This window comes from Flavobacterium sp. RHBU_3, from assembly GCF_046613565.1.
Classification (GTDB): Bacteria; Bacteroidota; Bacteroidia; order Flavobacteriales; family Flavobacteriaceae; genus Flavobacterium.
This window is the reverse complement of record NZ_JBKJHC010000005.1, coordinates 32,288-57,819: the sequence shown is the minus strand read 5'-3', so window position 1 is coordinate 57,819 and position 25,532 is coordinate 32,288. Positions and strand designations below refer to the sequence as shown.

General features: G+C 44.6%; 27 protein-coding genes. 14 read left to right on the top strand and 13 right to left on the bottom strand.

Annotated elements, in window-relative coordinates:
• The first annotated feature begins 143 nt into the window (after positions 1–143).
• Both ACLI1A_RS08545 and ACLI1A_RS08540 read left to right on the top strand, forming a co-directional pair.
• Entirely contained in the window at positions 144–686 is a 543-nt protein-coding gene (locus ACLI1A_RS08545; protein WP_411408144.1) for a hypothetical protein, read from the top strand.
• Between the two features lie 104 nt (positions 687–790).
• Positions 791–1,315, top strand: coding sequence for a hypothetical protein (locus ACLI1A_RS08540; protein WP_411408142.1), 525 nt, complete (start codon positions 791–793; stop codon positions 1,313–1,315).
• A 177-nt stretch (positions 1,316–1,492) separates the two neighbouring features.
• Here the strand turns inward: ACLI1A_RS08540 and ACLI1A_RS08535 are convergent, their stop codons facing one another.
• Positions 1,493–1,864: a hypothetical protein gene (locus ACLI1A_RS08535; protein WP_411408140.1), complete on the bottom strand. Its 372-nt coding sequence runs from the start codon at positions 1,862–1,864 to the stop codon at positions 1,493–1,495.
• A gap of 235 nt (positions 1,865–2,099) precedes the next feature.
• Positions 2,100–2,597: a hypothetical protein gene (locus ACLI1A_RS08530; RefSeq protein WP_411408138.1), complete on the bottom strand. Its 498-nt coding sequence runs from the start codon at positions 2,595–2,597 to the stop codon at positions 2,100–2,102.
• Between the two features lie 172 nt (positions 2,598–2,769).
• On the opposite strand from ACLI1A_RS08530, the gene ACLI1A_RS08525 reads away from it, so the two are divergent.
• Positions 2,770–5,574 (top strand): 2-oxoglutarate dehydrogenase E1 component, encoded by a 2,805-nt coding sequence (locus ACLI1A_RS08525; protein WP_411408136.1) that lies wholly within the window; start codon positions 2,770–2,772, stop codon positions 5,572–5,574.
• A gap of 48 nt (positions 5,575–5,622) precedes the next feature.
• Entirely contained in the window at positions 5,623–6,852 is a 1,230-nt protein-coding gene (gene odhB / locus ACLI1A_RS08520; RefSeq protein ID WP_411408134.1) for a 2-oxoglutarate dehydrogenase complex dihydrolipoyllysine-residue succinyltransferase, read from the top strand.
• A gap of 59 nt (positions 6,853–6,911) precedes the next feature.
• Here odhB and ACLI1A_RS08515 read toward each other — a convergent pair whose 3' ends face one another.
• The 8 genes from ACLI1A_RS08515 to ACLI1A_RS08480 form a co-directional block, all read right to left on the bottom strand.
• Positions 6,912–7,253, bottom strand: a complete 342-nt coding sequence (locus ACLI1A_RS08515) for a hypothetical protein (RefSeq protein ID WP_411408132.1) — start codon at positions 7,251–7,253, stop codon at positions 6,912–6,914.
• A 13-nt stretch (positions 7,254–7,266) separates the two neighbouring features.
• Entirely contained in the window at positions 7,267–8,010 is a 744-nt protein-coding gene (locus ACLI1A_RS08510; RefSeq protein WP_411408130.1) for an XAC2610-related protein, read from the bottom strand.
• A gap of 12 nt (positions 8,011–8,022) precedes the next feature.
• On the bottom strand, positions 8,023–8,424 hold the full coding sequence (locus ACLI1A_RS08505) for a ribonuclease E inhibitor RraB (RefSeq protein WP_411408128.1): 402 nt from the start codon (positions 8,422–8,424) through the stop codon (positions 8,023–8,025).
• Positions 8,425–8,513: 89 nt separating this feature from the next.
• On the bottom strand, positions 8,514–9,488 hold the full coding sequence (locus tag ACLI1A_RS08500) for a hypothetical protein (RefSeq protein ID WP_411408126.1): 975 nt from the start codon (positions 9,486–9,488) through the stop codon (positions 8,514–8,516).
• A 125-nt stretch (positions 9,489–9,613) separates the two neighbouring features.
• Positions 9,614–10,900: a glutamate-1-semialdehyde 2,1-aminomutase gene (gene hemL, locus ACLI1A_RS08495; RefSeq protein ID WP_411408124.1), complete on the bottom strand. Its 1,287-nt coding sequence runs from the start codon at positions 10,898–10,900 to the stop codon at positions 9,614–9,616.
• A gap of 8 nt (positions 10,901–10,908) precedes the next feature.
• Positions 10,909–11,955 (bottom strand): glucosaminidase domain-containing protein, encoded by a 1,047-nt coding sequence (locus tag ACLI1A_RS08490; protein WP_411408122.1) that lies wholly within the window; start codon positions 11,953–11,955, stop codon positions 10,909–10,911.
• Positions 11,948–12,850 (bottom strand): 1-aminocyclopropane-1-carboxylate deaminase/D-cysteine desulfhydrase, encoded by a 903-nt coding sequence (locus ACLI1A_RS08485; protein ID WP_411408120.1) that lies wholly within the window; start codon positions 12,848–12,850, stop codon positions 11,948–11,950. Before ACLI1A_RS08485 ends, ACLI1A_RS08490 begins: the two co-directional genes overlap by 8 nt.
• Before the next feature lie 23 nt (positions 12,851–12,873).
• The gene (locus tag ACLI1A_RS08480; protein ID WP_411408118.1) at positions 12,874–13,638 is read right to left on the bottom strand and encodes a hypothetical protein; all 765 of its coding nucleotides are present in this window, start codon (positions 13,636–13,638) and stop codon (positions 12,874–12,876) included.
• Between the two features lie 96 nt (positions 13,639–13,734).
• On the opposite strand from ACLI1A_RS08480, the gene ACLI1A_RS08475 reads away from it, so the two are divergent.
• The 4 genes from ACLI1A_RS08475 to ACLI1A_RS08460 all read left to right on the top strand — a co-directional run bounded on the left by ACLI1A_RS08475 (position 13,735) and on the right by ACLI1A_RS08460 (position 16,564).
• Entirely contained in the window at positions 13,735–13,941 is a 207-nt protein-coding gene (locus tag ACLI1A_RS08475) for a hypothetical protein (protein WP_411408116.1), read from the top strand.
• Entirely contained in the window at positions 13,938–14,306 is a 369-nt protein-coding gene (locus ACLI1A_RS08470; RefSeq protein WP_411408114.1) for a glyoxalase, read from the top strand. The genes ACLI1A_RS08475 and ACLI1A_RS08470 overlap by 4 nt, the downstream gene beginning before the upstream one ends.
• Positions 14,307–14,422: 116 nt before the next feature.
• Complete coding sequence (locus tag ACLI1A_RS08465) at positions 14,423–15,799, top strand: glycine-rich domain-containing protein (RefSeq protein ID WP_411408112.1); 1,377 nt, start codon at positions 14,423–14,425, stop codon at positions 15,797–15,799.
• An 18-nt stretch (positions 15,800–15,817) separates the two neighbouring features.
• Complete coding sequence (locus ACLI1A_RS08460) at positions 15,818–16,564, top strand: sulfite exporter TauE/SafE family protein (protein WP_411408110.1); 747 nt, start codon at positions 15,818–15,820, stop codon at positions 16,562–16,564.
• A 5-nt stretch (positions 16,565–16,569) separates the two neighbouring features.
• Here ACLI1A_RS08460 and ACLI1A_RS08455 read toward each other — a convergent pair whose 3' ends face one another.
• The 3 genes from ACLI1A_RS08455 to ACLI1A_RS08445 are packed head-to-tail and all read right to left on the bottom strand — an operon-like array spanning position 16,570 to position 19,686.
• Entirely contained in the window at positions 16,570–17,682 is a 1,113-nt protein-coding gene (locus ACLI1A_RS08455) for an NAD(P)/FAD-dependent oxidoreductase (protein WP_411408108.1), read from the bottom strand.
• A 3-nt stretch (positions 17,683–17,685) separates the two neighbouring features.
• Complete coding sequence (locus ACLI1A_RS08450; protein ID WP_411408106.1) at positions 17,686–18,429, bottom strand: DedA family protein; 744 nt, start codon at positions 18,427–18,429, stop codon at positions 17,686–17,688.
• 30 nt (positions 18,430–18,459) lie between these two features.
• A complete protein-coding gene (locus ACLI1A_RS08445) occupies positions 18,460–19,686 on the bottom strand; it encodes a dicarboxylate/amino acid:cation symporter (protein ID WP_411408104.1) in 1,227 nt (408 codons plus the stop codon).
• Positions 19,687–19,950: 264 nt separating this feature from the next.
• Between ACLI1A_RS08445 and aspS the strand changes: the two genes are divergently transcribed.
• The 6 genes from aspS to ACLI1A_RS08415 all read left to right on the top strand — a co-directional run bounded on the left by aspS (position 19,951) and on the right by ACLI1A_RS08415 (position 25,530).
• Positions 19,951–21,702, top strand: a complete 1,752-nt coding sequence (gene aspS, locus ACLI1A_RS08440) for an aspartate--tRNA ligase (protein WP_411408102.1) — start codon at positions 19,951–19,953, stop codon at positions 21,700–21,702.
• A 571-nt stretch (positions 21,703–22,273) separates the two neighbouring features.
• The gene (locus tag ACLI1A_RS08435) at positions 22,274–22,468 is read left to right on the top strand and encodes a cold-shock protein (protein WP_411408100.1); all 195 of its coding nucleotides are present in this window, start codon (positions 22,274–22,276) and stop codon (positions 22,466–22,468) included.
• Between the two features lie 291 nt (positions 22,469–22,759).
• Positions 22,760–23,125 (top strand): NADH-quinone oxidoreductase subunit A, encoded by a 366-nt coding sequence (locus ACLI1A_RS08430; protein ID WP_411408098.1) that lies wholly within the window; start codon positions 22,760–22,762, stop codon positions 23,123–23,125.
• A gap of 51 nt (positions 23,126–23,176) precedes the next feature.
• Positions 23,177–23,728, top strand: a complete 552-nt coding sequence (locus tag ACLI1A_RS08425) for an NADH-quinone oxidoreductase subunit B (RefSeq protein ID WP_411408096.1) — start codon at positions 23,177–23,179, stop codon at positions 23,726–23,728.
• Entirely contained in the window at positions 23,729–24,259 is a 531-nt protein-coding gene (locus ACLI1A_RS08420; protein ID WP_411408094.1) for an NADH-quinone oxidoreductase subunit C, read from the top strand.
• Between the two features lie 23 nt (positions 24,260–24,282).
• Positions 24,283–25,530, top strand: coding sequence for an NADH-quinone oxidoreductase subunit D (locus ACLI1A_RS08415; protein ID WP_411408092.1), 1,248 nt, complete (start codon positions 24,283–24,285; stop codon positions 25,528–25,530).
• Positions 25,531–25,532: the final 2 nt, after the last annotated feature.

The window sequence follows — 25,532 nt, the reverse complement described above, 5'->3', positions numbered from 1 at the left end:
GTTCAGAATTTTATTATAAAATGTAAATGTAAGCGAGAAATGCGTAACTCCACAACGTGTTAATGTTAAAAAACTCAGTCCCTTTTCGGCAAAAAACAGTACCTTGCAGTTCTATTCACGATACGAACCAATTATTTAAGAAGATGAGGACAAAATGCCTGGCCGTAATGGCCATTGTAGCTCTATTGTTTACAGGCTGCAACAGCGACCCCCAAACCATAAAAGTTAAAAACCAGTATAGTGTGGTACTGCCCTCTTTTTTAAGCGAAGGCAAAAACCTGCACGACGACGCATCATTGCAATACCAAAACCTGCTTAAGGAGTTTTATGTTATAGTTATAGACGAGCCCAGCAATACCCTGGACGATATAATTAATGAAAGCATGCCCGAATACACGCCTGATGTAGACGGCTACAGCAAGCTGCTTATGGGCAGTACTGCCGAAGCGCTGAACTTACCGGAAGAACCTATCCTTTCGGCAAAAAAAATAAACGGCATGGATGCTCGTGTGGGCGGCTTTAGCGGCGAGGCCGAGGGACAGAAAATCTTCTGGAAAGCGGCCTACTTTAAAGGCAAAAAACACTACTACCAAATGCTGTGCTGGACACAGGCTGACAAACAAAAAGACTACGAACCCGAAATGGACAATATTATCAATTCTTTTAAGGAACTGGGGGTGAAATAGGGTTATTCGTGGATGTGTGGATTTGTTAATTCGATAGAGCGGAGTTACTTCTTCAGTTCGGGCAAGCAATCGGGAAATAAAGCAATCACATACAATAGTTTAAGATGAATCATAAGGCTACTAAAGAATCATTTATCAAGCATCTGGATGACTCTCTGCTATTACTTGTAGATTTTACAGGTCGCTATTGCTACAATACTATTTCTACAACCTTTATGTTCATCATAGAACCTTCAGGGTATGATTATCATTCTGGTATGCATGAGTTTGAAAAGCAAAATTTCGACAGGATATTGCTATACGACAAAAAGCAAATTACTAAGGATGCGCTTGTAGACTTACTACACATCGACGAACATATACCAAACTGGATAAATATTTGTATTGACCAAAGCACGTCTAAGAAGACCGTTATAAGGGTGCTTGCGGCGCGTGAGTGGCGCACTTTTAAAGATGCTCTTGAAGATTACCCCACACGGGAAATTTTTCACTCGACTGTTTCAATTCCCACGGGAGTCGAAATTGATTCGGGAAACTTCAAAAAGTACGATGTAAATCTTTTCCGTAAACAACGAGACTTGAAAAGCGGTAAGCTTTTGCTAAAACTGAAATGGTTATTAAGACACTGATTGTTTAACCAGCTTTTTCGGGGAAGCACTACAAAGCGGCGTTATTCCCACCGCGGCGGGCGGGGTGGGTAGTACAGTTTTCAGCCTCTGTTTTTAGGCATCACTGTTCGATAGCGCGGATTTGCAATCCTCACTTTATTTTTTCCGCACTCTATTTTTCTATTGGGCATTTTGTTATTAACTGTGTTGCAATTTTCTGCCGACCGGAAATGAAAACACTAAATCATCGTCGTTAAACTTTAATCTGTCATCACTAACTTTAAAGAACTCATACAAACCTTTAAGCGTGGTATAAACCACCACCAAATTACTCGTGTCAACCGGCAGCCAGCGCACATCTGTAATATCGATTCTTAATTGTCCCGGAAAAGGAAATTTATCCAAGAAAAATAATATTCCTGACCTGCATGCAATTTCCCATCTGCTGTCTGCCAGATAATTTATAATCAACTCCTGATCTTTGGATTCATCTGAGGTTATATCAAAAGTAACTGATGCAAAATACCCTCGCACGCCAGCTTGCTTTCTAAAAGTATATGTATGAATCATAGAGGTATATTATTTTAAGGCATTATTTCGCCAAATCCGGTCATATCTTGGCGACTTAGCGCCTTTGCGAGAAATTTTCTACCACAAGGTGCACAAAGTTTTTCACAAAGAACACAAAACCCATGAATTACACATAACACGGACACAAAGGCTTTCCTTTGGAAAGCTAAACAAGCACACAAAACTGCTTTTAATCCGCGCCTTCAGCCTGCAAACTGCGACTGTAAACTGTAAACTAAAAATACACCATTACAAAAGGCATTAGTGCATCGCCGTAAATGTAGTCGTTTTTGTTGTACAGCACATTATAGCGCAGCCCCACGGTAGCATTGTTAGAGCTGTAGCCCACACCCAGAAACAAGCCCGTATTCCAGAAATCCCTATGGGTATTGCCGGCATTAATACCGCCGGGGTATGTGCCGTAGTCGTCATAATAAAACGTTTGGTTTACGCGCAGCTGCTGTAGTTCGGCAGAAAGCTGTATTTGTGGTATTGGGTTTCCCAGCACAATTGCCGATCCGCCATATATGGTGTTTTTGTACCAATGCCGCTGGTAGGTATAGCTGCCCATAAGCGACGGGCCTGCAGCTATATAATCGTTAAAGCGGTAAATGGCACCCGGCGAAAGGTTTATATCAGTATAGCCACTACCTATGCCCACACCTATGCTGCCTCCATACTGCACTTTGTCCCAAAATGCCTTATCCTGTGCAGTAGCAGTGCTAAAATGCAAACAGAATATAAATGCAGTTGTTAATTTTGTTAAAAAAATGAAAAGGCATTGACGCATTTCGGTGCTGGGATGGAATTAATAACCATAAATATATAAAAAACGTTGAAAGATTATTAGAAATAGTGTACTTTTGCGTAAATTTTTTATAACGCACCGTCACAAACACATAAGTATGGACAGGTTTTCCTTTTTAAATGCAGCAAATACTGCATTTTTCGCTGATTTATACGATCAATATATTGAGAACCCCGACAGCATAGAGCCTTCTTGGAGGGCTTTTTTTCAGGGTTTTGACTTTGCAGCAGCCGATTACGGTTCTGGAGCTACAGAAGTAGCTGCCGCTGCACCCGCTCCTAAAACCACAGCCGCAACTGCAGCTGCCCCAACAGCCGACTACTCAGGCATTCCGGAAAAATTACAGAAAGAATTTAAGGTACTAAACCTTATTGAAGGCTACCGTACCCGCGGCCACCTGTTTACCAAAACAAACCCGGTACGCGAGCGCCGTACGTTTAGCCCTACGCTGGACCTGGAAAACTTCGGGCTTAGCAGCGCCGACCTTAACACGGTTTTTGACGCCGCCAAGGAAGTAGGCCTGCAGCCTTCTACCCTTGCTGATATTGTAAGCTACCTGCAAAGCATATACTGCGGCCACATTGGTATCGAGTACATGTACATTCGCGACCCAGAGGTGCGCAAGTGGATACAGGACAAGCTTGCCGTAAACAGCAACCAGCCTTCTTTTGGTGCAGACCAGAAAAAGCGCATTCTTGAAAAACTGAATGAGGCGGTTTCTTTTGAAAACTTCCTTCACACAAAATACGTAGGACAGAAACGTTTCTCGCTTGAGGGTGGCGAAACGCTTATCCCTGCGCTTGATTTCCTTATAGAGGCCGCTGCCGATAAAGGCGTAGAGCAGTTTGTTATGGGTATGGCACACCGTGGCCGCCTTAACGTACTTGCTAACGTATTTGGCAAGAAAACGGCCGACATCTTTAGCGAATTTGACGGTAAAGATTATGACGACGATGCCCTTTTTGACGGTGACGTAAAATACCACCTTGGCCTTACTGCCGACAAAAAGACGCAAAGCGGTAAAAACATTAACATTAACCTTGCGCCAAACCCAAGCCACCTTGAAACCGTAGGTGCGGTTATAGAGGGTATAGCACGTGCTAAGCAAGACAGGCATTACGCTGATGATTTCAGCAAGGTGCTTCCTATTGCACTACACGGTGATGCTGCTGTGGCAGGCCAGGGTATTGTATACGAAATTGTACAGATGGCTAAGCTTGATGGTTATAAAACCGGAGGTACCATCCACGTAGTAATAAACAACCAGGTAGGTTTTACCACTAACTACCTTGATGCGCGTTCGTCTACCTACTGTACCGATGTGGCTAAGGTTACCCTTTCGCCGGTACTGCACGTAAATGCCGACGACGCCGAGGCAGTAGTACACGCTACGCTTTTTGCACTGGAGTACCGTATGAAGTTTGGAACCGACGTGTTTATCGACCTTCTGGGTTACCGTAAATACGGCCACAACGAAGGTGATGAGCCACGCTTTACACAGCCTAAGCTTTATAAAATCATTGCCAAACACAAAAACCCACGCGACCTGTATGCCGAAGTGCTTATAAACGCAGGCGTTATTGGTAACGACTTTGTAAGCGGCCTTGAAAAGCAGTACAAAGACAATCTTGAAGAAAACCTTGAGGCTTCGCGTAAGCGCGACCTTACCATAATAACTCCGTTCATGCAAAATGAGTGGGGTGGTTACAACCAGGCAGATGAGCAAAAGATGCTTGAAACTGCCGATACTACTTTCGACAAGGCAAAACTTGACGAAATAGCTACTACCATTACAGAGCTTCCTACAGACAAAAAGTTCATCAACAAAATACAGAAGTTGATTAACGACCGTAAAGCCATGTACTTTGAAACCGATAAGCTGGACTGGGCTATGGGCGAGCTTCTTGCCTACGGTTCGTTACTAACAGAAGGTTTTGATGTACGCATTAGCGGACAAGACGTAGAGAGGGGTACTTTCTCTCACCGTCATGCTGTAGTAAAAGCTGAAGAAAGCGAAGAAAAAGTAACCCTGCTGAACCAACTGAAAGACCAGAACGGTAAATTCTATATTTACAACTCGCTGCTTTCAGAATACGGTGTGCTAGGTTTTGAATACGGTTATGCCCTTGCCAGCCCTAAAACGCTTAACATTTGGGAAGCACAGTTTGGCGACTTTGGTAACGGTGCCCAGATTATGATAGACCAGTACATTAGTGCTGCCGAAGATAAATGGAACAACCAGAACGGTATTGTAATGCTGCTCCCTCACGGTTACGAAGGCCAGGGCGCAGAGCACAGTAGTGCCCGTATGGAGCGTTTCCTACAACTGTGTGCTAACCACAATATGTACGTAGCCGATGTTACTACTCCGGCTAACTTCTTCCACCTGCTTAGAAGGCAGCTTAAGACCGATTACCGCAAGCCGCTTGTAGTGTTTACTCCTAAGAGTTTGCTACGCCACCCATCGGTAGTGTCTTCTGCTAACGAGCTTGCTACAGGCAGCTTCCAGGAAGTACTGGACGACCCTATTGCAGATGCTGCAAAAGTAAAAACACTGGTATTCTGTACCGGTAAGTTCTACTACGACCTTGTGGCTGAGCGCGAAAAACTGGGCCGTGATGATGTGGCTTTTGTACGCCTGGAGCAATTGTTCCCGCTGCCTACAGAGCAAATCAAAGCGGTACTGGCCAAGTACACTAATGCAGACGACTACGTATGGGCTCAGGAAGAACCACGCAACATGGGTGCTTACGGCTACATGCTGATGAACTTTACCGAAGTGAAGTTCCGTGTGGCATCGCTTAAGGCTTACAGTGCTCCTGCAGCAGGTAGTTCGGCTCGTGCCAAAAAACGTCACGCCGCGGCTATCGCCATGGTTTTTGACAAGAACCTATTCAATTAATACGTACATTTGATTTTCAGAATAAAACACTCATAAAATTATACTGACATGATTTTAGAAATGAAAGTTCCCTCACCGGGGGAATCGATTACCGAAGTAGAAATAGCTACATGGCTTGTAAAGGATGGTGACTATGTGGAAAAAGACCAGGCCATAGCCGAAGTAGATTCAGATAAAGCTACCCTTGAGCTTCCTGCCGAAGCTGCGGGTATCATTACCCTTAAGGCAGAAGAAGGCGACGCTGTAAAAGTGGGCCAGGTAGTATGCCTTATAGACACCGGTGCTGCTAAACCGGAAGGTGGCGCTGCCCCTAAAGCAGAAGAAAAGAAAGAAGAGCCTAAGAAAGAAGAACCAAAAGCTGCTGCTCCTGCTCCGGCTCCGGCTCCTGCTGCAACATATGCTACAGGTGCTCCTTCTCCGGCGGCTAAAAAAATACTTGATGAAAAAGCCATAGACCCTGCTACCGTAACCGGTACCGGTAAAGGCGGACGCATAACAAAAGACGACGCTGTAAACGCTAAAGCAAGTATGGGTACCCCTACAGGCGGAAGCCGCAGCGAAGAGCGCAGCAAACTAAGCATGCTACGCCGTAAAGTGGCTGAGCGCCTTGTGGCTGCCAAAAACGAAACGGCTATGCTTACTACCTTTAACGAGGTAAACATGACGCCGATAAACAACATACGTAACGAGTATAAGGATGCGTTTAAGGCTAAGCACGGCGGACTTGGCCTTGGCTATATGTCGTTCTTTACAAAGGCGGTAACCCGCGCGCTACAACTGTTCCCGGATGTTAACTCTATGATAGACGGCGACTACAAAGTGGCATACGATTTTGCTGATATTTCTATCGCCGTATCGGGTCCTAAAGGGCTTATGGTGCCTGTAGTGCGCAATGCAGAAACACTTACCTTCCGTGGTATTGAGGCAGAAATTAAGCGCCTTGCGCTTCGTGCCCGCGACGGACAAATCACTGTAGATGATATGACCGGTGGTACCTTTACCATTACTAACGGTGGTGTATTTGGTAGTATGCTTTCTACACCTATCATTAACCCTCCTCAGAGCGGTATCCTGGGTATGCACAACATTATAGAGCGTCCTATTGCCGTAAACGGTAAAGTGGAAATACACCCTATGATGTACGTGGCGCTTTCTTACGACCACCGTATTATCGACGGTCGTGAGTCGGTAGGTTTCCTTGTAGCAGTTAAAGAGGCTCTTGAAAACCCTATGGAACTTCTTATGGACAACAACCCTAAGAAAGCTCTTGAACTATAGTATATATTTAGTCAGTATATATAAAAACCGCTTCTGTAAAGAGGCGGTTTTTTTGTGGGTTATAAATGAGGAATCATTTCGAAATAATAATCCAGTTTCTTTTTTATCTCCTCTGTTTTCCTTGAGGTAAAAGTTTCCAAAACCTCACCATCTAAAAAGTCACCCTTAAGGACAACCAGTTTAAAGTTTCCGTCACGGTTATCCAAATATTCGCCATTAAATCCAAGATCAATACAATACCCGTTGTAAGTCGCCTGCAACAGGTCATCAATAAAGTAATAAAATACATCATCAATAGGATAGTTGTTGTCGGGCTCCAGCACAGTGAAATCATTTTTGTATACCTTCCAAACATCAGGTATTACAAGTGGTTTTAAGGGGAAATATAGTTTGATGCTCATGATTTATTATTTCTCAGTATAAAAAACGGTTACGGGAAACCGTATCAACCAGTTTCCAGTTCTGCGCATAATGCTCTATGACAGCATTAATATCTTTTTTGGTATATGCAGGGAGCTTTGTTTCCTTACCATCTTTTGTAAGGGTTACTGTTTTGCCGTAAGGGTAGTCCTCTATAGCATACTCAGATGTTTTAATGAGGCTATCCTTTTCCCATTTATAATTGCCAATATTCATAGATTCAAAAGCACAGCATGCGGTATAACCCTGTATAGCATTATGCTTTGTAAGCAGCATAGGGGTACCTATTTCTTCAAATTCGGGAATATACTTAAACGTGCTTCCTTTGTTTAGCCATAGGCTAAACGACATAATAGCGGTGCCGTTAGATACCATATTTACTACGCCAATATCATTAATACCATCAAAATTATAATCGGCAATGTAAACCAAATCGGGTCTGAGAAAGTCTGTGTGTTGCTGATTGTATGTCTTTATCCATTCATCATCTTTTAATTCATATACAGATAAATCCGTAATAGAGTCGGTATGGATAACAAGTGCCTGCTGTTTATTTTTGTTAAGGAACTTCCCAATCCTAATATAACCAAAATCAGAAGTATCAGTAAAATCATCCGACAGTTTTTCCGCAAGCATTTTATCCGAAAAATACTGCTCTGCTTTAGAAAGAGGTTTTGCTTTTTGGCAACCACATACTATTAAAGTAAGCAGTATTGCAATGATAGTATTTTTTAGCATCTTAATTATTTTCTACTCCTGCTCGGGCGTAGTACCCCAGCCGTCAAATTCACAATCGTGTTTATAGCCCAGGTCGCACATTTGGTTTACCCATTCTCCCACACTGCTGTCGGTCATTAGTATTTTGGTAGTCCATCCGGTTATAACGTACTCTTTGCTGTTACTAGCCGAAAGACTATTGCTTGCCTGATAGCCCAGGTTGCCCAGGTCAGTGGTAAGCGCCTGCGCTTTCTCGTGCGTGTTAGTATAAAAGAAGAATTCCAGTTTAAGCTCACGTTCTTCGTTTACGTTTAGTTTGCGCAACTGCCCCATAGTTTGTGGAGTCAGTTTTACCTGGGTTACTTTATTGGTGTTATAAGCCGCTTCCGATACAAAGGATTTGCCTTTACGTTTAAAAAAATCTAATATTCCCATGGTAGCATTGGTTGTTGTTCTGTTGTAAAGGTATAAAAAAACCGCTCCTTTGCAGAAACGGTTTTACGATATTATTTGGGGCAAAAATATTAAGGCAACGCATTAATAGCCGCCACAACTTCCGTTTCAGTGGCAGTAATAAATTCTTCGGGGGTAAAAGTATACGAGGCGTCTTCCGGCAGCGTAACCGATTTTATGGCATATATCCATCCGTCGGCACCGTCGCCCGTAACAAAAATAAGGTGGCATTGTAGGCCTATAGGATACTCCCCCGAAAGATTACCCAGCGTATTTGGGGTATTTACTAATGCCACAAACACCTGGCTGTTTATATTGTTATAACCTTGAGGCACTATAATCTCAACATCGGTTTTAGGGCCTTCAAAATTGTAAAACTTATCGCAGTTAAACCACCCGAAATCTTCAAGGTATGCATTAAAAGATTCTTCACTCTGCCCCTGCTCAGTACCTACCCAAAAATCAATGAACTGTTGTTCCCATACCACATTACCGGCAGCATCTACAGTACCCTTCCAGGGCAGCATACCGGGCACTGTGCCACCAGTAAGGCTTGTAGGTATGCTAACGCTCAGGCCGCAATTGGTGTCAAGCTGCTGTCCGTTTTGGGTAACGTTAATGTACACCTCGCCTCCCGAAAGCAGCAGGGATTTATCGCCATTCGGCAAAACACCCATGGTGGTTTTATTAGTAACCAGCATATTGCCGCGGTCAAAAAGTTCCACATAATCAATATTCACGTCGCCGGTAACGGGCACGCCATTCAGCGTAAAGCAATTTCCGGAGAGCCATACAATAACACCCTTTTCAGATGTAAAGCTTGTCCAGGGATCGTTAGTGCCAATTGTAAAATGCTGGGTACGGTTTTCCAGGGCTGTAGCCTGCACAGCGGAAAATTGCTGTGCTGTAGGGGCTGTAAACGTGGGAACTTCGGGCTGCGTAGGAACATTTACACTATAACCCAGGCCAATTTCTTCGGTAGGGCCACAGGAAACGAACAGGCTTACAATAGCTAAAGCAAACAAAAGGGGGTATTTCTTTTCCATAAGGGGATATTAATTGGTTTGTGCATAAAACAATTAACAACCGCAATACCCTACCCACCATCCTGTGTACCAACAAAAAAGAGCACCTTTGGGGTGCCCTTCCTTCAATTATATGTCTTTATGTTTTACAGCGTGGCTGCTACTTTTTCTATTGCCGCCAGTGTAAAATCAAGGTCTTCGTAGCTAAGTGCATCGGTAATAAACCAGGTTTCGTATGCCGATGGCGCTATGTACACACCCTCTGTAAGCAGCCCGTGGAAGAACTTCTTAAAAGTGTCGTTGTTGCCGTAGCCCGCCGTAGCAAAATCGGTTACCGGCCTTGCATCAAAGTGCACCGAAATCATAGAACCTGTACGGTTTATGGTATAGGCTATTGCAGCCTTGTCCAGTATGTTTCGTATACCCGTTTCCAGGTAAGCGGTTTTGGCGTCCAGCCTTACAAATACCTCAGGGTCGGCGTTTAGCGCCTTTAGCATTTCCAGTCCGGCAGCCATAGCCAGCGGGTTTCCGCTCAGGGTACCTGCCTGGTATACCGGCCCTACAGGTGCCAGGTAATTCATTATTTCGTTGCGTGCAGCAAATGCCCCCACCGGAAGCCCGCCACCTATTACCTTACCAAAAGCTACAATATCGGCTTTAATGCCAAATAGTTCCTGCGCACCGCCTTTAGCTAAGCGGAATCCGGTCATTACCTCATCAAATATCAGCAGGGTACCGTGCGCATCACAAAGATCGCGTAGCCCCTGAAGGAAACCTTCTGCCGGAGGGATGCACCCCATATTACCGGCTACCGGCTCTATGATTATGGCTGCGATTTCGCCTTTATTGGCTTCAAAAATTTCGGTTACGTTGGCCAGGTCGTTGTAGGTAGCCAGCAGGGTATCTTTGGCTGTACCCTGGGTTACACCCGGGCTGTTAGGGCTACCAAAGGTAACCGCGCCACTGCCCGCCTGTATAAGAAACGAATCAGAGTGGCCGTGGTAGCAGCCTGCAAATTTTATAATCTTTTCGCGATTAGTATACCCGCGTGCCAGGCGAATGGCACTCATACAGGCTTCGGTACCGCTGTTTACAAAACGTATCTTGTCTATATTCGGCACCATAGAAACCGCCAGTGCGGCAATTTCGGTTTCCAGCGCGGTAGGCGTACCAAAGGAAGTTCCTTTTTTGGCACGTTCTATAACAGCGTCTACTACGGGTGCGTAAGCGTGGCCCAAAATCATGGGACCCCAGCTGTTAATATAATCTATATAGCGGTTGCCGTCTTCATCAAAAAGGTAGGCACCTTTAGCTTCTTTTACAAAAATGGGAGTTCCGCCCACGGCCTTAAAAGCACGTACGGGCGAGTTTACGCCGCCGGGAATAACCTGAGAGGCTTCGGCAAAAAGGCGGCTGCTGCGTTCGTATAGCATGGTTCTTTTTATTTCACTTTTAGTACCTGGCCTATGCTTATGGCATTTCCGGCAAGGTTGTTAAGGCGTACTATTTCGTCTACGGTAGTGTTGTATTTTTTAGAAATAGAATACAGTGTATCGCCCTTTACCACTTCGTGCGTACCGTCTGTAGCTTGCCCCCCGGCCCCCGAAGGGGGAGTTTGGGCTACTGTTTCTGCCGGTTTGGTTACGGCAGGTGTTGGCGCAGGCTGTTCGGCCGGAACCACTATTGGTTCGGTGTTTTTTGCTATGGGCAGGGTTTCCTGCTTAGGGGTTTCTGTAGGCACTATCGGCGTAGGCTGTACTACTTTTGGTGCGCTTTGGGTAGCCACTACTTCTGTAAGCTCACCTTTTACAGGAAGGTCTTTATTAATAGACGGTTTTGCAGTACCCATTACCTCGGCATCGTATTGTGCCAGCTGAAAACGCTCTATCAGGCCGATAAGCTTATCGGGGTACTTAGGGTCGGTAGCATAACCTGCTGCCTTAAGTCCTTTGGCCCAGGCCTCGTAGTCGTCTTTTTCCAACTCAAACAGACTGGCGTAGCGGCTACGCGTGGTAAGGAACTGCGAGTGGTCTTCAAACGAGTCGGCTGCCTTAGGGTACTTTCGGAAGCATTCACCCGCGGCATCATCATCGTGGGTTACGGTTTCGCCCGTCCAGTCCTTGTGGCATTTAATACCAAAGTGGTTGTTAGCGCTTTGGCAAAGATCGCCATAGCCCGCACCCGACTCTAATATACCCTGTGCCAGTGTAATACTGGCGGGTATGCCGTGGCGGCGCATATTATCCTGGGCTATGCCCTTGTATGTAGATACATAGTTTTGTACCTGCTCTGCATATACCACCGTGCGCGAGGTACTTTCCAGCACTTCGGTTTTTTGTGTGGCAGGCTTTGCAGCTACAGCTTTTTTAGGTGTAGTACGATGATTACGCGATTTGTCGTTTTTTGTAGTTTGTATGTAAGGTGCCTTGCTGCCCCCGCAGGAAGCCAGTGCAGCCAGTAGTACAAATGCCCCGATTTTTTTAATCATCTGATAGTGTTTTTAGTATGGGTAAATTCTTTTTCATAAGCAGGCGGTTCATGCCCTCTGTGCCCTGTAGCCCCCCGGTATGTATAAGCAGTATTTTGGCTCCCTCAGGAAAAAAGCCCTGATTTATAAGGTCTATAACGCCAAAAACCATCTTTCCTGTATACACCGGATCTAGCGGTATGCGCGTTTTATCGTAAAAATCATTGATAAACGCCACCAGTTCCGCTGTTACCTTGCCATATCCGCCAAAGTGGTACGCTTCCGCCAGCTGCCAGTTTTGATTTGTTGCAAATGTACGGATATCATCCCACAATCCTGCGTTTTTTAACGCCGGGAAGCCTATTACCTGTTGGTTTTCTGCCGCCGAATTAATAACCCCCGATATGGTGCCGCCCGTACCCACTGCCAAGCAGATGTGGGTAAACTGTGCATCATCTTCGGTAAGTATCTCTTCGCAGCCCTTAACCGCCAGTGCGTTAGTGCCACCTTCCGGCAGAATATAGCAATCGCCAAACTCCGCCTGCAACGCCTCCAGGAATTCCGGTTCAGTTTTGCGGCGGTACTCTTCCCGTGATATAAATTTAAAACGCATTCCGCAACCTTCTGCAAACGAAAGTGTTGGGTTATCCCCAATTTTATCAACCAGTTCATCGCCCCTGATGATGCCTATGGTAGCAAAACCGTACTCCTTACCTGCCGCAGCGGCTGCGGCTATGTGGTTGCTGTATGCCCCGCCAAAGGTGAGCAATGCCGCCTTGCTCTGCTGTTTTGCCTCCAGTATATTGTACTTTAGCTTACGGAACTTATTGCCCGAAATGTGCGGGTGCAGCAAGTCCTCGCGCTTTATGGTAAGGGTAATGCCGTGTGGAAGGGGTATGGGGACTTTTTGGTTCATCCTGCAAATTTAACCATTCTGTTTTAGCTAAAAACGTCCAGCTTTATTAAGAGCGTTATGGTAAATACAAAGAACAACAGTATATAATATAATGTCCGCTCTTTTATTTGGAACACCTCACGGACATTCCTACGAACAAGGCCATAACAAAGGCACCCATGAACAATGGTTTTTATAAGGTATTGGTTAAACATATCCGAGATGTCGTCTTCCTGCAAAAAATCAAAATAAACCGGCCTGAAAGTATTAAACGCATTTAAGCCCGATAACAACACGCCTGCTATGGTATAGCAAAACAACATAACCCAACCCGCCCGTTTTTGACGATAAAACAAATAAATGGCCACCGGCATAAATAGGGCTTCTAACAGCCTTAGTGCAGAAAACAGGTCGACATGGTTAAAATGAGTAATCAAATAATAAACAAACCGAACGTTACCCCACAGCATATAAATATAGCTTGCAATAAAAAACAGCGTTATGGTTTTTACCATGCGGGCAGAACTGCCGGGTGCGTGATTAGCCGGAGATATGTCCTCTATAAATGATTTTGCCTTTAGCTTTAACCTATCCTGCTGCTCTTTGCGCTGCACTAAAGGCGCGGCTGCCTCAAACGCCGCCTCGGCATTGCGCCGGCGCAATGTGGCTATTTGTTCATCGGTAAGTTGCCTTTCATCTAATAAGGCTTGTGCCGTTTCTATGGCTTCAGGGCGGTAGGCATTGGGGTTGTCTATAACGTCCAGGAGCTTAGCATCGGGGTAATTTTGGTATACGCTTCTCAGGTTCATTGGCAAGTAGCTATAATGCAGCGTAAAGATAAACTTATTTGCTAATTTTATGTACTGTAAAACAATCTGCATAAAGCACCTTTAAATAACCACACTATGGGATTTTTAAGCAAAAAAACTACATGGAGCAATGCCGAGTTTATTCCGTTAAAGCTGTGTATAGCATCGGCCTACGTGCTTATCGGAACATATTTCAGCACGTATATCTTAGCGTATAAAGCCATATTCTTTGGTATTTTTGGGGTAACCGTTGCCTTAAGTATGTATCTTTGGGTAACCAAGATGAAAAAACAAAACCCATGACCCCAAAAGTTACTTCCCTACGTCCGTTTATAGGCTCTAAAAATTTTGAAACCTCACGCAGTTTTTACCGCGATTTGGGTTTTGAGGAACATGAGTTGGGACCCGGTTTTTCGGTATTCCACTTTCAGCAGTTGTCGTTTTACCTGCAGGATTATTATGCCGAAGAATGGGTAAACAACACCATGCTGTTTATGGAGGTAGAAAACACAGCCGAGTTTTGGGCGTACCTGCAATCACTTAACCTTACCGAAAAGTACCCCGAAGCCAAACTGGTAGCACCCCGCATTATGCCCTGGGGCAGCGAGTGTTTTGTACACGACCCGGCAGGGATATTGTGGCATTTCGGGGCGTTTAACAAGGAGTAGGCTGTACCTGATTCTGCAATAAAAATGCATCAAAGCCACCTGTATTTGCAACCAAATATTCGGGTTTATAAATGTTGTTTCGTAATTTCATCCTGCCGAAATAAACCAATCGATATATGAACGTGAACAACGAACTTTGGCAGAAAATCCTTGACTTTGATTTTGACAGCTCCGGTGGTAATTATCCTTTTACAGTAAGGCTGGCATCTGAAAATGCATGGCCAGAATATTTTACCCAACAGGCATTACTGGAATACCGCAAGTTTATGTACCTGGCCGCAACAGCGGGCAGTATGGTATCGCCATCTGAAATTGTAGATGTGGTATGGCACCAGCATCTTATCTTCACACAATCGTACAAAGCGTTTTGCGCCCTGCTGGGCAAAGACATTCAGCACATTCCCTCTACGCATCATAAGGCGGAAGCTACTATTTTTAAAGACAGCGCAACACGTACTGCCGAATTGTATGTAGCAGCCTTTGGCCCGCAGCCAAAAGAAATATGGAATGAGCGCAGTATGCTTAGCGGTCTTAACCTGAAACAATCGGGCATACAGCCAGACACTTTTTTAATGTTTGCCGTGCCCGCAGTATTACTGCTCTTAGGCCCTGCCTACTTTTTACTAAAGCCACTGTATGTACATATAAGCAACCCAACATTTCCTATTCTTGCCACGGCACTGGGCATTATTGTAATTGTATTGCTGAAAGAATACAATAAAAACTACCTGAAACGCTTTTTAAACAGCTTTAACAGTAAATCAGTACTGTTTAACCTTAAACCCTTTGAAATGGTTTACCTTAAACATGGCAATATTAACGCTGTAGCAAATGGCTCACTGGGCGAACTGATGTACGAAGAACTGATACGATTTGACCAGGAACACTGTTTTTCTACGATTGAAGACCGTCCGGTTAAAGAGAAATACATGCGCATAGGCATGGAAACCATTACAGAACATGGGCGGATAGCCCACAAAGAATTACTAAACATCCTGGTGTGCAAACCGTTGTTTAACAACATAAAAAAGAGCATGGATGCACTGGGCAGGCACATACAAAGCACCGATAAAATAGTGCGTTTATTCTGTTTAAATTTTGTAGTTTTAGCCATAGTAGCCTTGCTCATATACACAAGGTTAGTTACAGGCCTCATGTTAGGCAAGCCCGTTTTAATAATCGCGGTAATAGCTATAGCGTATACTGTAGGAGCATTTACGCACCTGAAAGCACTTGCCGCCGAACCTTTGCGCAAAACATTGCCTACATATTATCTGAAAGAAAAACTTTCTGATTTTGAAATTAATTCCGACTGGCAATGGGTATACCTGCTTAAAGGGCCTGCATTGCTTAACGTGGCTTTCCTTACAGCGGCTTATCCTAACTATAAAGAGAATAACTGGGAACCGGGAAGCAGCTGTTCATCATGCACTTCGTCATCTTCCTGTGGCTCATCCTGCGGAAGTAGCTGTGGCGGCTGCGGAGGCGATTAACCAATAACTTTTTTTAACGTGACCGAAAACTACTACCTGTTTATTGCCCTTGCGCTGGTATGCGAAATCATCGGTACGGTATCGGGCTTTGGCTCATCGATACTGTTTGTACCGGTAGCCAGTATGTTTTTTGATTTTAAAACCGTACTGGGCATTACGGCAGTATTCCACGTGTTTAGTAACCTGTCAAAAATTGCCCTGTTCAGGAAAGGAATAGACAAAAACATAGCCCTTAAGCTGGGTATACCCGCGGTAATCTTTGTAATTATAGGCGCATGGCTTACTACCTTTATTCCCGGCAAGGTTATGGAGCTGTACATGAACCTGATTTTGGTGGTACTTGCCATTTACCTGTTTGCTAACTTTAATAAAGAGCTGAAACAAACCGATACCAACCTGTACGGTGGCGGTGTGCTTTCGGGTTTCCTTGCGGGGCTTGTAGGTACAGGCGGCGCCATACGCGGCATTACCCTGGCGGCATTTCATTTGCCCAAAGATATTTTTATAGCCACATCGGCGCTTATAGACCTGGGTGTAGACGCCAGTCGCGCCATAGTATATGTCGGCAATGGTTATTTTAAGCAGCAATACCTGCTGCTCATTCCGTTTCTTATAGGCATAAGCATCGTGGGCAGTTACCTGGGCAAGCTGATATTACAGCGCACCTCAGAGAAAGCCTTTAGGTACATAGTGCTGTCCATCATTATTATCACTTCGGTATTTGAAACGGTGAAGTATTTTTGGGGAAGTAATTTAAATGCGTAAATAACCTAAACCAAATCTGCCAGTTCCTGCCCTATAAGGCTGCCTATGGCTACACCCATACCACCAAGGCGTATACCGCAGTATACGTGGTTTGAGATTTGTTCCACAACAGGACGCTTGCTGCCGCCCATACCCATAATGCCACTCCAGCGGTGGGCTATGGCTACTTCGGTATCAGGCAGTATGGTTTCGCGGAGGAGTTGCTCCAGTCGGTTTTGGATAATATCGGTTGTACCAAATTCGGTAGTGGTTTCTCCCTCAAAGTCGAGGTTACGCCCACCGCCAAACAGTATACGATTACCAATATTCCTAAAGTAGTAATACCCCCTGTCTATATGAAAAGTACCACGTATGTCCAGGTTGGGTATTGGCTCAGTAATAAGCACCTGCGCGCGGGCAGGCTTTACAGCACCATTAGTCAGTTGCCCTGCAAAGGCATTGGTAGCAAACAGTAGTTTCTTTGTAGTAAACGAGAAATCGCCCAAGGCTACCTCCGCCCCATCGGGAGTTTCGGTATAGCCGGTAACGGTTTGGCTGTTCAGTATTAAAATCCCGGCGGCGTGGACTTCCTTTAAAAGCGCCTGCATCATTTTGCCGGTATCTATCTGCCCTTCGTAGGGGTTGAATATTAAGTATTCCTTGGTGTTTTTAAATTCAAAACGGTCTACTTCCCTGCTAAACACATCGGCACGAAACAGCGGACGCAGCACCTCGTTTACAAATGGCATACGTCGCAGGCTGCTTTCGTAGCCTACGGTATCGTCTTCAAGGAAAAGCTCGTAACCACCATGCGGACGGAAGTCGATAACTGCATCGCCCAGGCGTTTGCGTAACAGCTGTAGCCCCTGCCAGCGTTTTTGTATAAGCGAAACAACCTCTTCTTCCGTGTGGGTATTCAGGTCGTCTATAACCTCGCTGAGGCTGCCAAAACAGGCAAACCCCGCGTTCTTGGTACTGGCGCCCTGTGGTAGCGGGCCACGTTCCAGCACCAGTATTTTTGCATCCGGGAAACGCTCACGCAGACGCAGTGCCGCGTGCAGCCCCACAATGCCACTACCCACTATGGTGTAGCTAACATTGCTAAACCAGCTGTCTATTTCCCACCAGCTAAGGTTCATGTCTTAGTTAGGAAAAATATTGGCGTCGCCGTTATTATCGTCGTTAGCCTCATCAATGGCTTCCTGCTCGGTAACCTTTTTGCCTTTCAGCATGTTCAGCAATACCGGGAAGGTGGTAATAAGCACAATGCCGATTACTATTTTTTCTATGTGTGCCCTAAGGTCGATGTCAAACTGGGTCATGAAAAGCTCGTTAAGGTAATGCCCGGCAAAGATCATGGCAAATGCCCATAGTACCGAACTTACAATATTGTACAGCATGAACTTCTTTTTGTCCATCTTTACAATACCTGCTATTATAGGCGCAAACGTACGCACTATGGGAAGGAAACGCGCAAAGATGATGGCACGTCCACCGTGTTTTTCGAAAAACTCGTGGGCCTGTATAAGGTACTTTTTACGAAATAAAAAGGTGTCTTCTTTTTTGTACAGATAGGTACCGCTTTTGTAGCCAAACCAGTAGCCAAACATATTTCCTATTACCCCCGAAGCAGCTACTAAAAGTGCCAATACGGTAACGTTTAAAAAGCCATTGCCAAAATCGCAAATGGTAGACATAAGGGCATCACTGTAAATACCTGTTAAAAACAGGAGGCTGTCGCCCGGCAGGAAAAAGCCCGCAAAAAGTCCCGTTTCGGCAAATACAATAAACAATACTACATAAATACCTACGGGTATTCCTGCTATTTGAAGGTTAATGTAAAATTCGGGGTTAACTAAATTCATCCAGTTAAAGTCTTGTCCCATAGTATTTTCGTTTTTTTAAGATGATTCAGTTTATTTTTCCCATTTATCAATGGCGCTTGTAGCCAGGGCGTTGCCCAATACATTAGTCATGCTGCGGCCCATATCACAAAAATGGTCTATAGGCAGTATCAGGGCTATACCCTCGGCAGGGATGTCAAACATGGCACAGGTGGCTACCACCACTATAAGCGAAGCCCTTGGTACACCAGCCACACCCTTACTGGTAAGCATAAGCACCAGCAGCATTACCAGCTGTTTTTCTATAGGCATATCTATATGGTACACCTGTGCTATAAACAGGCTTGCAAAAGTCATGTACATCATGCTACCATCCAGGTTAAACGAGTAACCCAGCGGCAAGGTAAAGGAAACTATTTTCGGGTCGCACCCAAAACGTTCCAGTTCTTCGGTAAGCTTAGGGAATACCGCTTCGCTACTTGTGGTACTAAAGGCTACCAGCAAAGGAGAAGCTAACCTTTTTAGCAAGGTAAAAAGCCTGTCGCCCAATATAAAATACCCTACAATAAGCAGCAATGCCCAAAGCAGTAATAATCCCAAAGCAAAATCGGCAAGGTAGCCCGCATACAGTTTCCATATACCAAAACCATATAGTGCTACTGCACCTGCTATAGCACCAAACACACCCAATGGAGCCGTCCACATAATGTACGATACCATTTTTAGCACCACGTGCGCTACGGTATCAAGGCCTTTTATTACGGGTTTTGTTTTTTCTTCGCTAAGGGTAGAAAGCGCTATACCAAACATTACCGAGAACAGTACTATTTGCAGTATTTCATTTCCGGCCAGCGCTTCAAAAAGGCTTTTGGGTACTATATGGGTTACAAAGTTTTCCAGTGAAAAAGCATGGGTACCTTCTACAAGGTCTGAGGCCGAATCGAGCTTAGACATGTCTATGGCGGTGTTTACTCCCGGCTTCAGCCAGTTTACCAGCGCCATACCCAGCAATAAAGAAATCAGTGATGCTGTAAGGAACCACGCTATGGCCTTGCCCCCTACGCGGCCTACCATTTTTACGTCGCCCATTTTGGCAATACCCACCACCAGCGTACTAAATACCAGCGGGGCAATGATCATTTGTACCAGGCGGATAAAAAGCGTGCCCAACAACTTTATCTTCTTTGCAAAACTACTTGCGGTTTCAGCATCATAACTTTCGTGTATGTAATAACCCAGGGCGGCGCCTAATACCATGGCAGCCAATATTGCGAAGAATAATTTGTTGTTGCTTTTCAAATTTGCCGGAATTTAGAGTGCGTGAAATTACTGATAATTTTTTAAAGGTGGTTTAGATAATAATTATTTAAAGTAGCCGCAGCATAATTTATTGCCCACAACAGCTATATTTATAAGCCCGGTGCTGCCTGTAATCAGCACAAAACCGGAATAAAAACAGAGACTAAAACAAAATGCGCATTTACAAATACACAAACAAACAAATCCACGAATTAACCAATAACCATTATATTTGCGCTTTGAAATTTCAACACATATATAATAATGTACAGAAGCCATAATTGTGGAGAGCTTACTGCCAGCCACATCAACCAGGAAGTAACATTAGCCGGATGGGTACAAAAAGTGCGTAACAAAGGGTTTATGATTTGGGTAGACCTACGCGACCGTTACGGTATTACACAGCTTATTTTTGACGAACAACGTACAGAAAAAGCCGTGCAGGACCTTGCTGCCACCCTGGGCCGTGAGTTTGTTATTCAGGTTAAAGGTACCGTGATAGAGCGCGAAAGCAAAAACCCTAACATGGCTACCGGCGATATAGAAATTCTTGTAAAAGAACTTACCATACTAAACGCGGCCCAACTACCGCCGTTTACCATAGAAGACGAAACAGACGGTGGCGAGGACATTCGTATGAAATACCGCTACCTGGATATACGCCGTAACCCGGTTAAGAACAGCCTGCTTTTCCGCCATAAAGTGGCTATGGAAGTGCGCAATTACCTTAGCGGAAAAGGCTTTATAGAAGTAGAAACACCGGTACTTATAAAGAGTACACCGGAAGGCGCGCGCGACTTTGTAGTACCAAGCCGCATGAACCCGGGGCAGTTCTACGCCCTGCCACAATCGCCACAAACCTTTAAGCAGCTGCTTATGGTAGGCGGTATGGATAAATATTTCCAGATTGTGAAGTGTTTCCGTGACGAAGACCTACGTGCCGACCGTCAGCCGGAGTTTACACAAATAGACTGCGAAATGAGCTTTATAGAGCAGGAAGACATTATAAACATGTTTGAGGGGCTGGCAAGCCACCTGCTTAAAGAACTTAAAGGTGTAGAAACCGGCAAGTTCCCGCGTATGACCTACGATGAGGCCATGAGAAAGTACGGTAACGATAAACCAGATATCCGTTTCGGTATGGAGTTTGGCGAGCTGAACGCCGTAGCCCAGCACAAAGAGTTTGCCGTGTTTAACAGCAGCGAACTGGTAGTGGGTATTGCCGTTCCGGGTGCCGCAAGCTATACCCGTAAACAAATAGACGAACTTATAGAGTGGGTAAAACGCCCTCAGGTAGGCGCTACCGGTATGGTATATGCCAAGTACGAGCTTGACGGTTCGCTTAAATCATCGGTAGATAAATTCTACGACCAGGACGACCTTAAAAAATGGGCCGAAATTACCGGTGCACAACCCGGCGACCTTATACTGGTACTAAGCGGCGATGCACACAAAACACGTACCCGTCTTAGCGCCCTGCGTATGGAAGTGGCTACACGCCTTGGCCTGCGCAACCCTGAGGTATTTGCTCCGCTGTGGGTAGTAGATTTCCCGCTACTGGAGTGGGACGAGGAAAGCGAGCGTTTCCATGCTATGCACCACCCGTTCACCTCGCCTAAGCCTGAGGATATGGCACTACTGGAAACCAATCCGGGTGCTGTGCGCGCTAATGCCTATGACCTTGTACTAAACGGTAACGAAATAGGCGGCGGCTCTATACGTATACACGATAAAGCCACACAAAGCCTTATGTTTAAATACCTTGGCTTTAGCGAAGAAGAAGCCAAGAACCAGTTTGGTTTCCTTATGGATGCGTTCCAGTACGGTGCGCCGCCACACGGAGGCCTTGCCTTTGGTATGGACAGGCTTACAGCCATCCTTGGAGGTCAGGAAACCATTCGTGATTTTATTGCGTTCCCTAAAAACAACAGCGGCCGCGATGTAATGATCGATGCGCCAAGCACCATAGCCGACGCACAGCTTGACGAGCTTTTTATAAGTGTAAAACAACAGTAGTAGCCTCTCCCCAACCCTCTCCAAGGGAGAGGGAGCAGCTTCACTCGTACTAAAATATCTGAAACCCGCAGCGTTTGTTGCGGGTTTTGTTTTTACAATAAACAACAGGCATAAAAAAAGGGTTCAGAACGAACCCTTTGATTTTTTGGCTGATTGGTTTAATCGTTTATATTTTATGCATTACCTGTGGCAATAAAATGCTGATTATCCTCCCAAAAAAATTTAACTAAACTACTTATTAAAATAAAAATGAAACCGGCGGGCAACTCCAAACCCAAAATCAGGTTCATTTTCACTGCGAAGGTACATAAGTGTTAAAAATCAGAATTACCAAAAAACCACATATTTTGTTAAAACACTAAACCTGTACCCCGATAAAAAGCAGCATATAACCCCTGTAAAGGCAGCAAATTTCATTGCTTCATAACAAAACCCAAACTGTAACATTTTTTAAAACATTATAAAAAAATGAAATTATTTTTTATTTCATTCCGATTTTTTTAACATAAATATTTGGATGTTACGTAAATAGAATTACCTTTACGCATTATTAATATTTTTTATTGCAACAATGCGAACAGGCAAAGTAAAATTTTTCATTGAGTCAAAAGGTTTTGGCTTTATTACAGACGACGAAACTGGCAAAGACATCTTTGTACACGTTACAGGTCTTAAAACAAGTAACCTTAACGAAGGCGACAAAGTAAGCTACGTTGAGCAAGATGGCAAAAAAGGTAAAGTAGCCGCTAACGTAACAGCGCTATAATAATATAACAATTATTATTTCCTTAAAGCGACAGAGCCGCCCATTTTGGGTGGCTTTTTTATTAATCCATTTACACATAGATATGTTTTTGGCATATTTTTTAAGAATATGTTAACAGCCAAAACCCGTAATTGGCAACTTCACAAAAAACCATTGCTTCAATTTCATTCAATACTTATTTAGAACCAGTAAAAATTAAGCTATACCCCTTTTATCTCTTATAAAAACATTGAATAAGTAGGGTAATGACACGTATATTTGTGAATTGATTTACTATATATACACAATATTATGGAGACAGGCCAGGGAGAATTAATCCCAATTTTAATGCAGATGGGGCTTGCCATCGGCTTTGTAGCAGGTACTATTGCCATATCTAACATGCTGGGGCCCAAAAGGCACTCTGCCAGCAAAGACAAGAATTTTGAGTGCGGTATAGAGTCTGTGGGTAACGCCCGTATACCGTTTTCTGTAAAATATTTCCTTGTAGCCATCCTCTTTGTACTTTTTGACGTAGAAGTTATTTTCATGTATCCGTGGGCGGTAAACTTCCGCGAAATGGGTATTGCCGGCCTTGCCAAAATGGGCATTTTTATGTTCCTGCTGGTTGTAGGCTTTTTCTATGTTATTAAGAAAAAAGGTTTGGAATGGGAGTAACACAGGCATAGCTTTACAGCACACACCTGGTTATCAAAAACTTAAATTAGTATGAGCGATTCATCAAACATAAAAACAGCCGATGCCCCTGAAGGATTTCAGGGCGAAGGTTTTTTTGCCACTAAGCTTGCAGACGTAGTAGGGCTTGCCCGTGCCAACTCACTTTGGCCATTGCCTTTTGCTACTTCTTGCTGCGGTATAGAATTTATGGCTACCATGGCCTCTACGTATGACGTGGCCCGTTTCGGGTCTGAACGTATGAGCTTTTCGCCGCGCCAGGCCGATATGCTATTGGTTATGGGTACCATTGCTAAAAAAATGGCTCCTATCCTGCGCCAGGTATACGAGCAGATGAGCGAACCGCGCTGGGTTATTGCCGTAGGCGCCTGCGCATCATCGGGTGGTGTATTTGACACCTACTCTGTACTGCAGGGTATAGACAAGGTAATACCGGTAGATGTATACGTACCGGGCTGCCCGCCAAGGCCTGAGCAAATACTGGACGGTATAATGAAACTGCAGGAAATTGTAAAAGACGAATCACTGCGCCGCCGTAACTCGCCTGAGTATAAAGAATTAATGGCTTCTTATAACATATCATAAATGGCTTTAGAAACCACTGTAATAGAAGATAAACTAACCGGCACCTTTGGCGACAAAGTTTTCGGTTTTGCCCAGATAAAAGATATCTTTTCGTTTGAGGTAGCCCCAGAGGCCAGCAACGATGTAATACGTTTTCTTAAGGAAGACGCTACACTTCGTTTTAACTTCCTTACCGATGTATGCGGTGTGCACTACCCGGATAACGAAAAAGAGAGACAGTTTGCCGTGGTATACCACATGCACAACTGGATGGACAACGTTCGTGTACGTATAAAATGCTACCTGAATGGCGATACCCCCGAAATAGACAGCGTTACTAACCTGTTTTTAGGGGCTAACTGGCAGGAACGCGAAACATACGATTTTTACGGAATAGTGTTTAAAGGCCACCCGCAGCTAAAACGCATCCTTAATATGGATGAAATGCAGGTGTTCCCTATGCGCAAAGAATTCCCTATGGAAGATGCAGGCCGTACCGATAAGGACGACCGTTTCTTTGGCCGCAGCACTGATAACGCACTAAATTACTAACCGGCAATAAGTTTATATAAAACATGTCAGACCTGTTATTATCTCCGGAAGACCGCTACGCCAAAATAATCGAGGCAAAAAAGCATAACGACGACGGCAGCGAACTTTCTGTACTGAACCTGGGGCCTACCCACCCTGCTACGCACGGTATTTTCCAGAACATACTGCTTATGGATGGCGAGCGTATTGTAGACGGCGAAGGAACCGTAGGCTACATACACCGCGCTTTTGAAAAAATAGCCGAAAACAGGCCGTTTTACCAGATAACCCCACTAACCGACAGGATGAACTACTGTTCGTCTCCCATAAACAATATGGGCTGGTGGATGACCCTGGAAAAATTGCTTGATATAGAAGTACCAAAAAGGGTACAGTACATGAGGGTAGTAATTATGGAGCTGGCACGTATAGCCGACCATATTATATGTAACTCGGTACTGGGTGTAGATACCGGAGCCCTTACGGGTTTCCTTTACGTTTTCCAGTACAGGGAAAAAATATACGAAATTTACGAAGAAATATGTGGCGCCCGCCTTACTACAAACATGGGCCGTATAGGTGGTTTTGAAAGGGACTGGAGCGATGCCGCATTTAAAAAGATAAACGATTTCCTTGCCGATTTCCCGGCCGTATGGCAGGAGTTTGAAAACCTGCTGGTGCGCAACCGTATTTTTATGGACCGTACTATTGATGTAGGTCCCATATCGGCAGAGAAAGCTATGAGCTACGGCTTTACAGGCCCTAACCTTAGGGCAGCGGGTATCGACTATGATATTCGTGTAATGCAGCCGTACAGCTCTTATGAAGAATTTGATTTTGATGTTCCGGTAGGAAAATCAGGCGACACTTACGACCGTTTCTGTGTGCGTAACGCCGAGGTTTGGGAAAGTCTTAAAATCATTCGTCAGGCTATTGACAAGATCAATGCCATTCCGGAAAAAATATTCCACGCAAATGTGCCTGATTATTACCTTCCTCCAAAAGAAGAGGTATACCATAACATGGAGGCACTTATATACCACTTTAAAATTGTAATGGGCGAAGTACCTGTACCAAAAACCGAAGTATACCACGCGGTAGAAGGCGGTAACGGTGAGCTGGGCTTTTACCTGATTACCGATGGTAGCCGTACGGCATACAGGCTGCACTTCCGCAGGCCATGCTTTATCTACTACCAGGCGTTTAACGATATGGTACGCGGACAAATGCTTTCGGATGCTATTGCAACGCTTTCAAGTTTGAACGTTATTGCAGGAGAGCTGGACGCATAGAT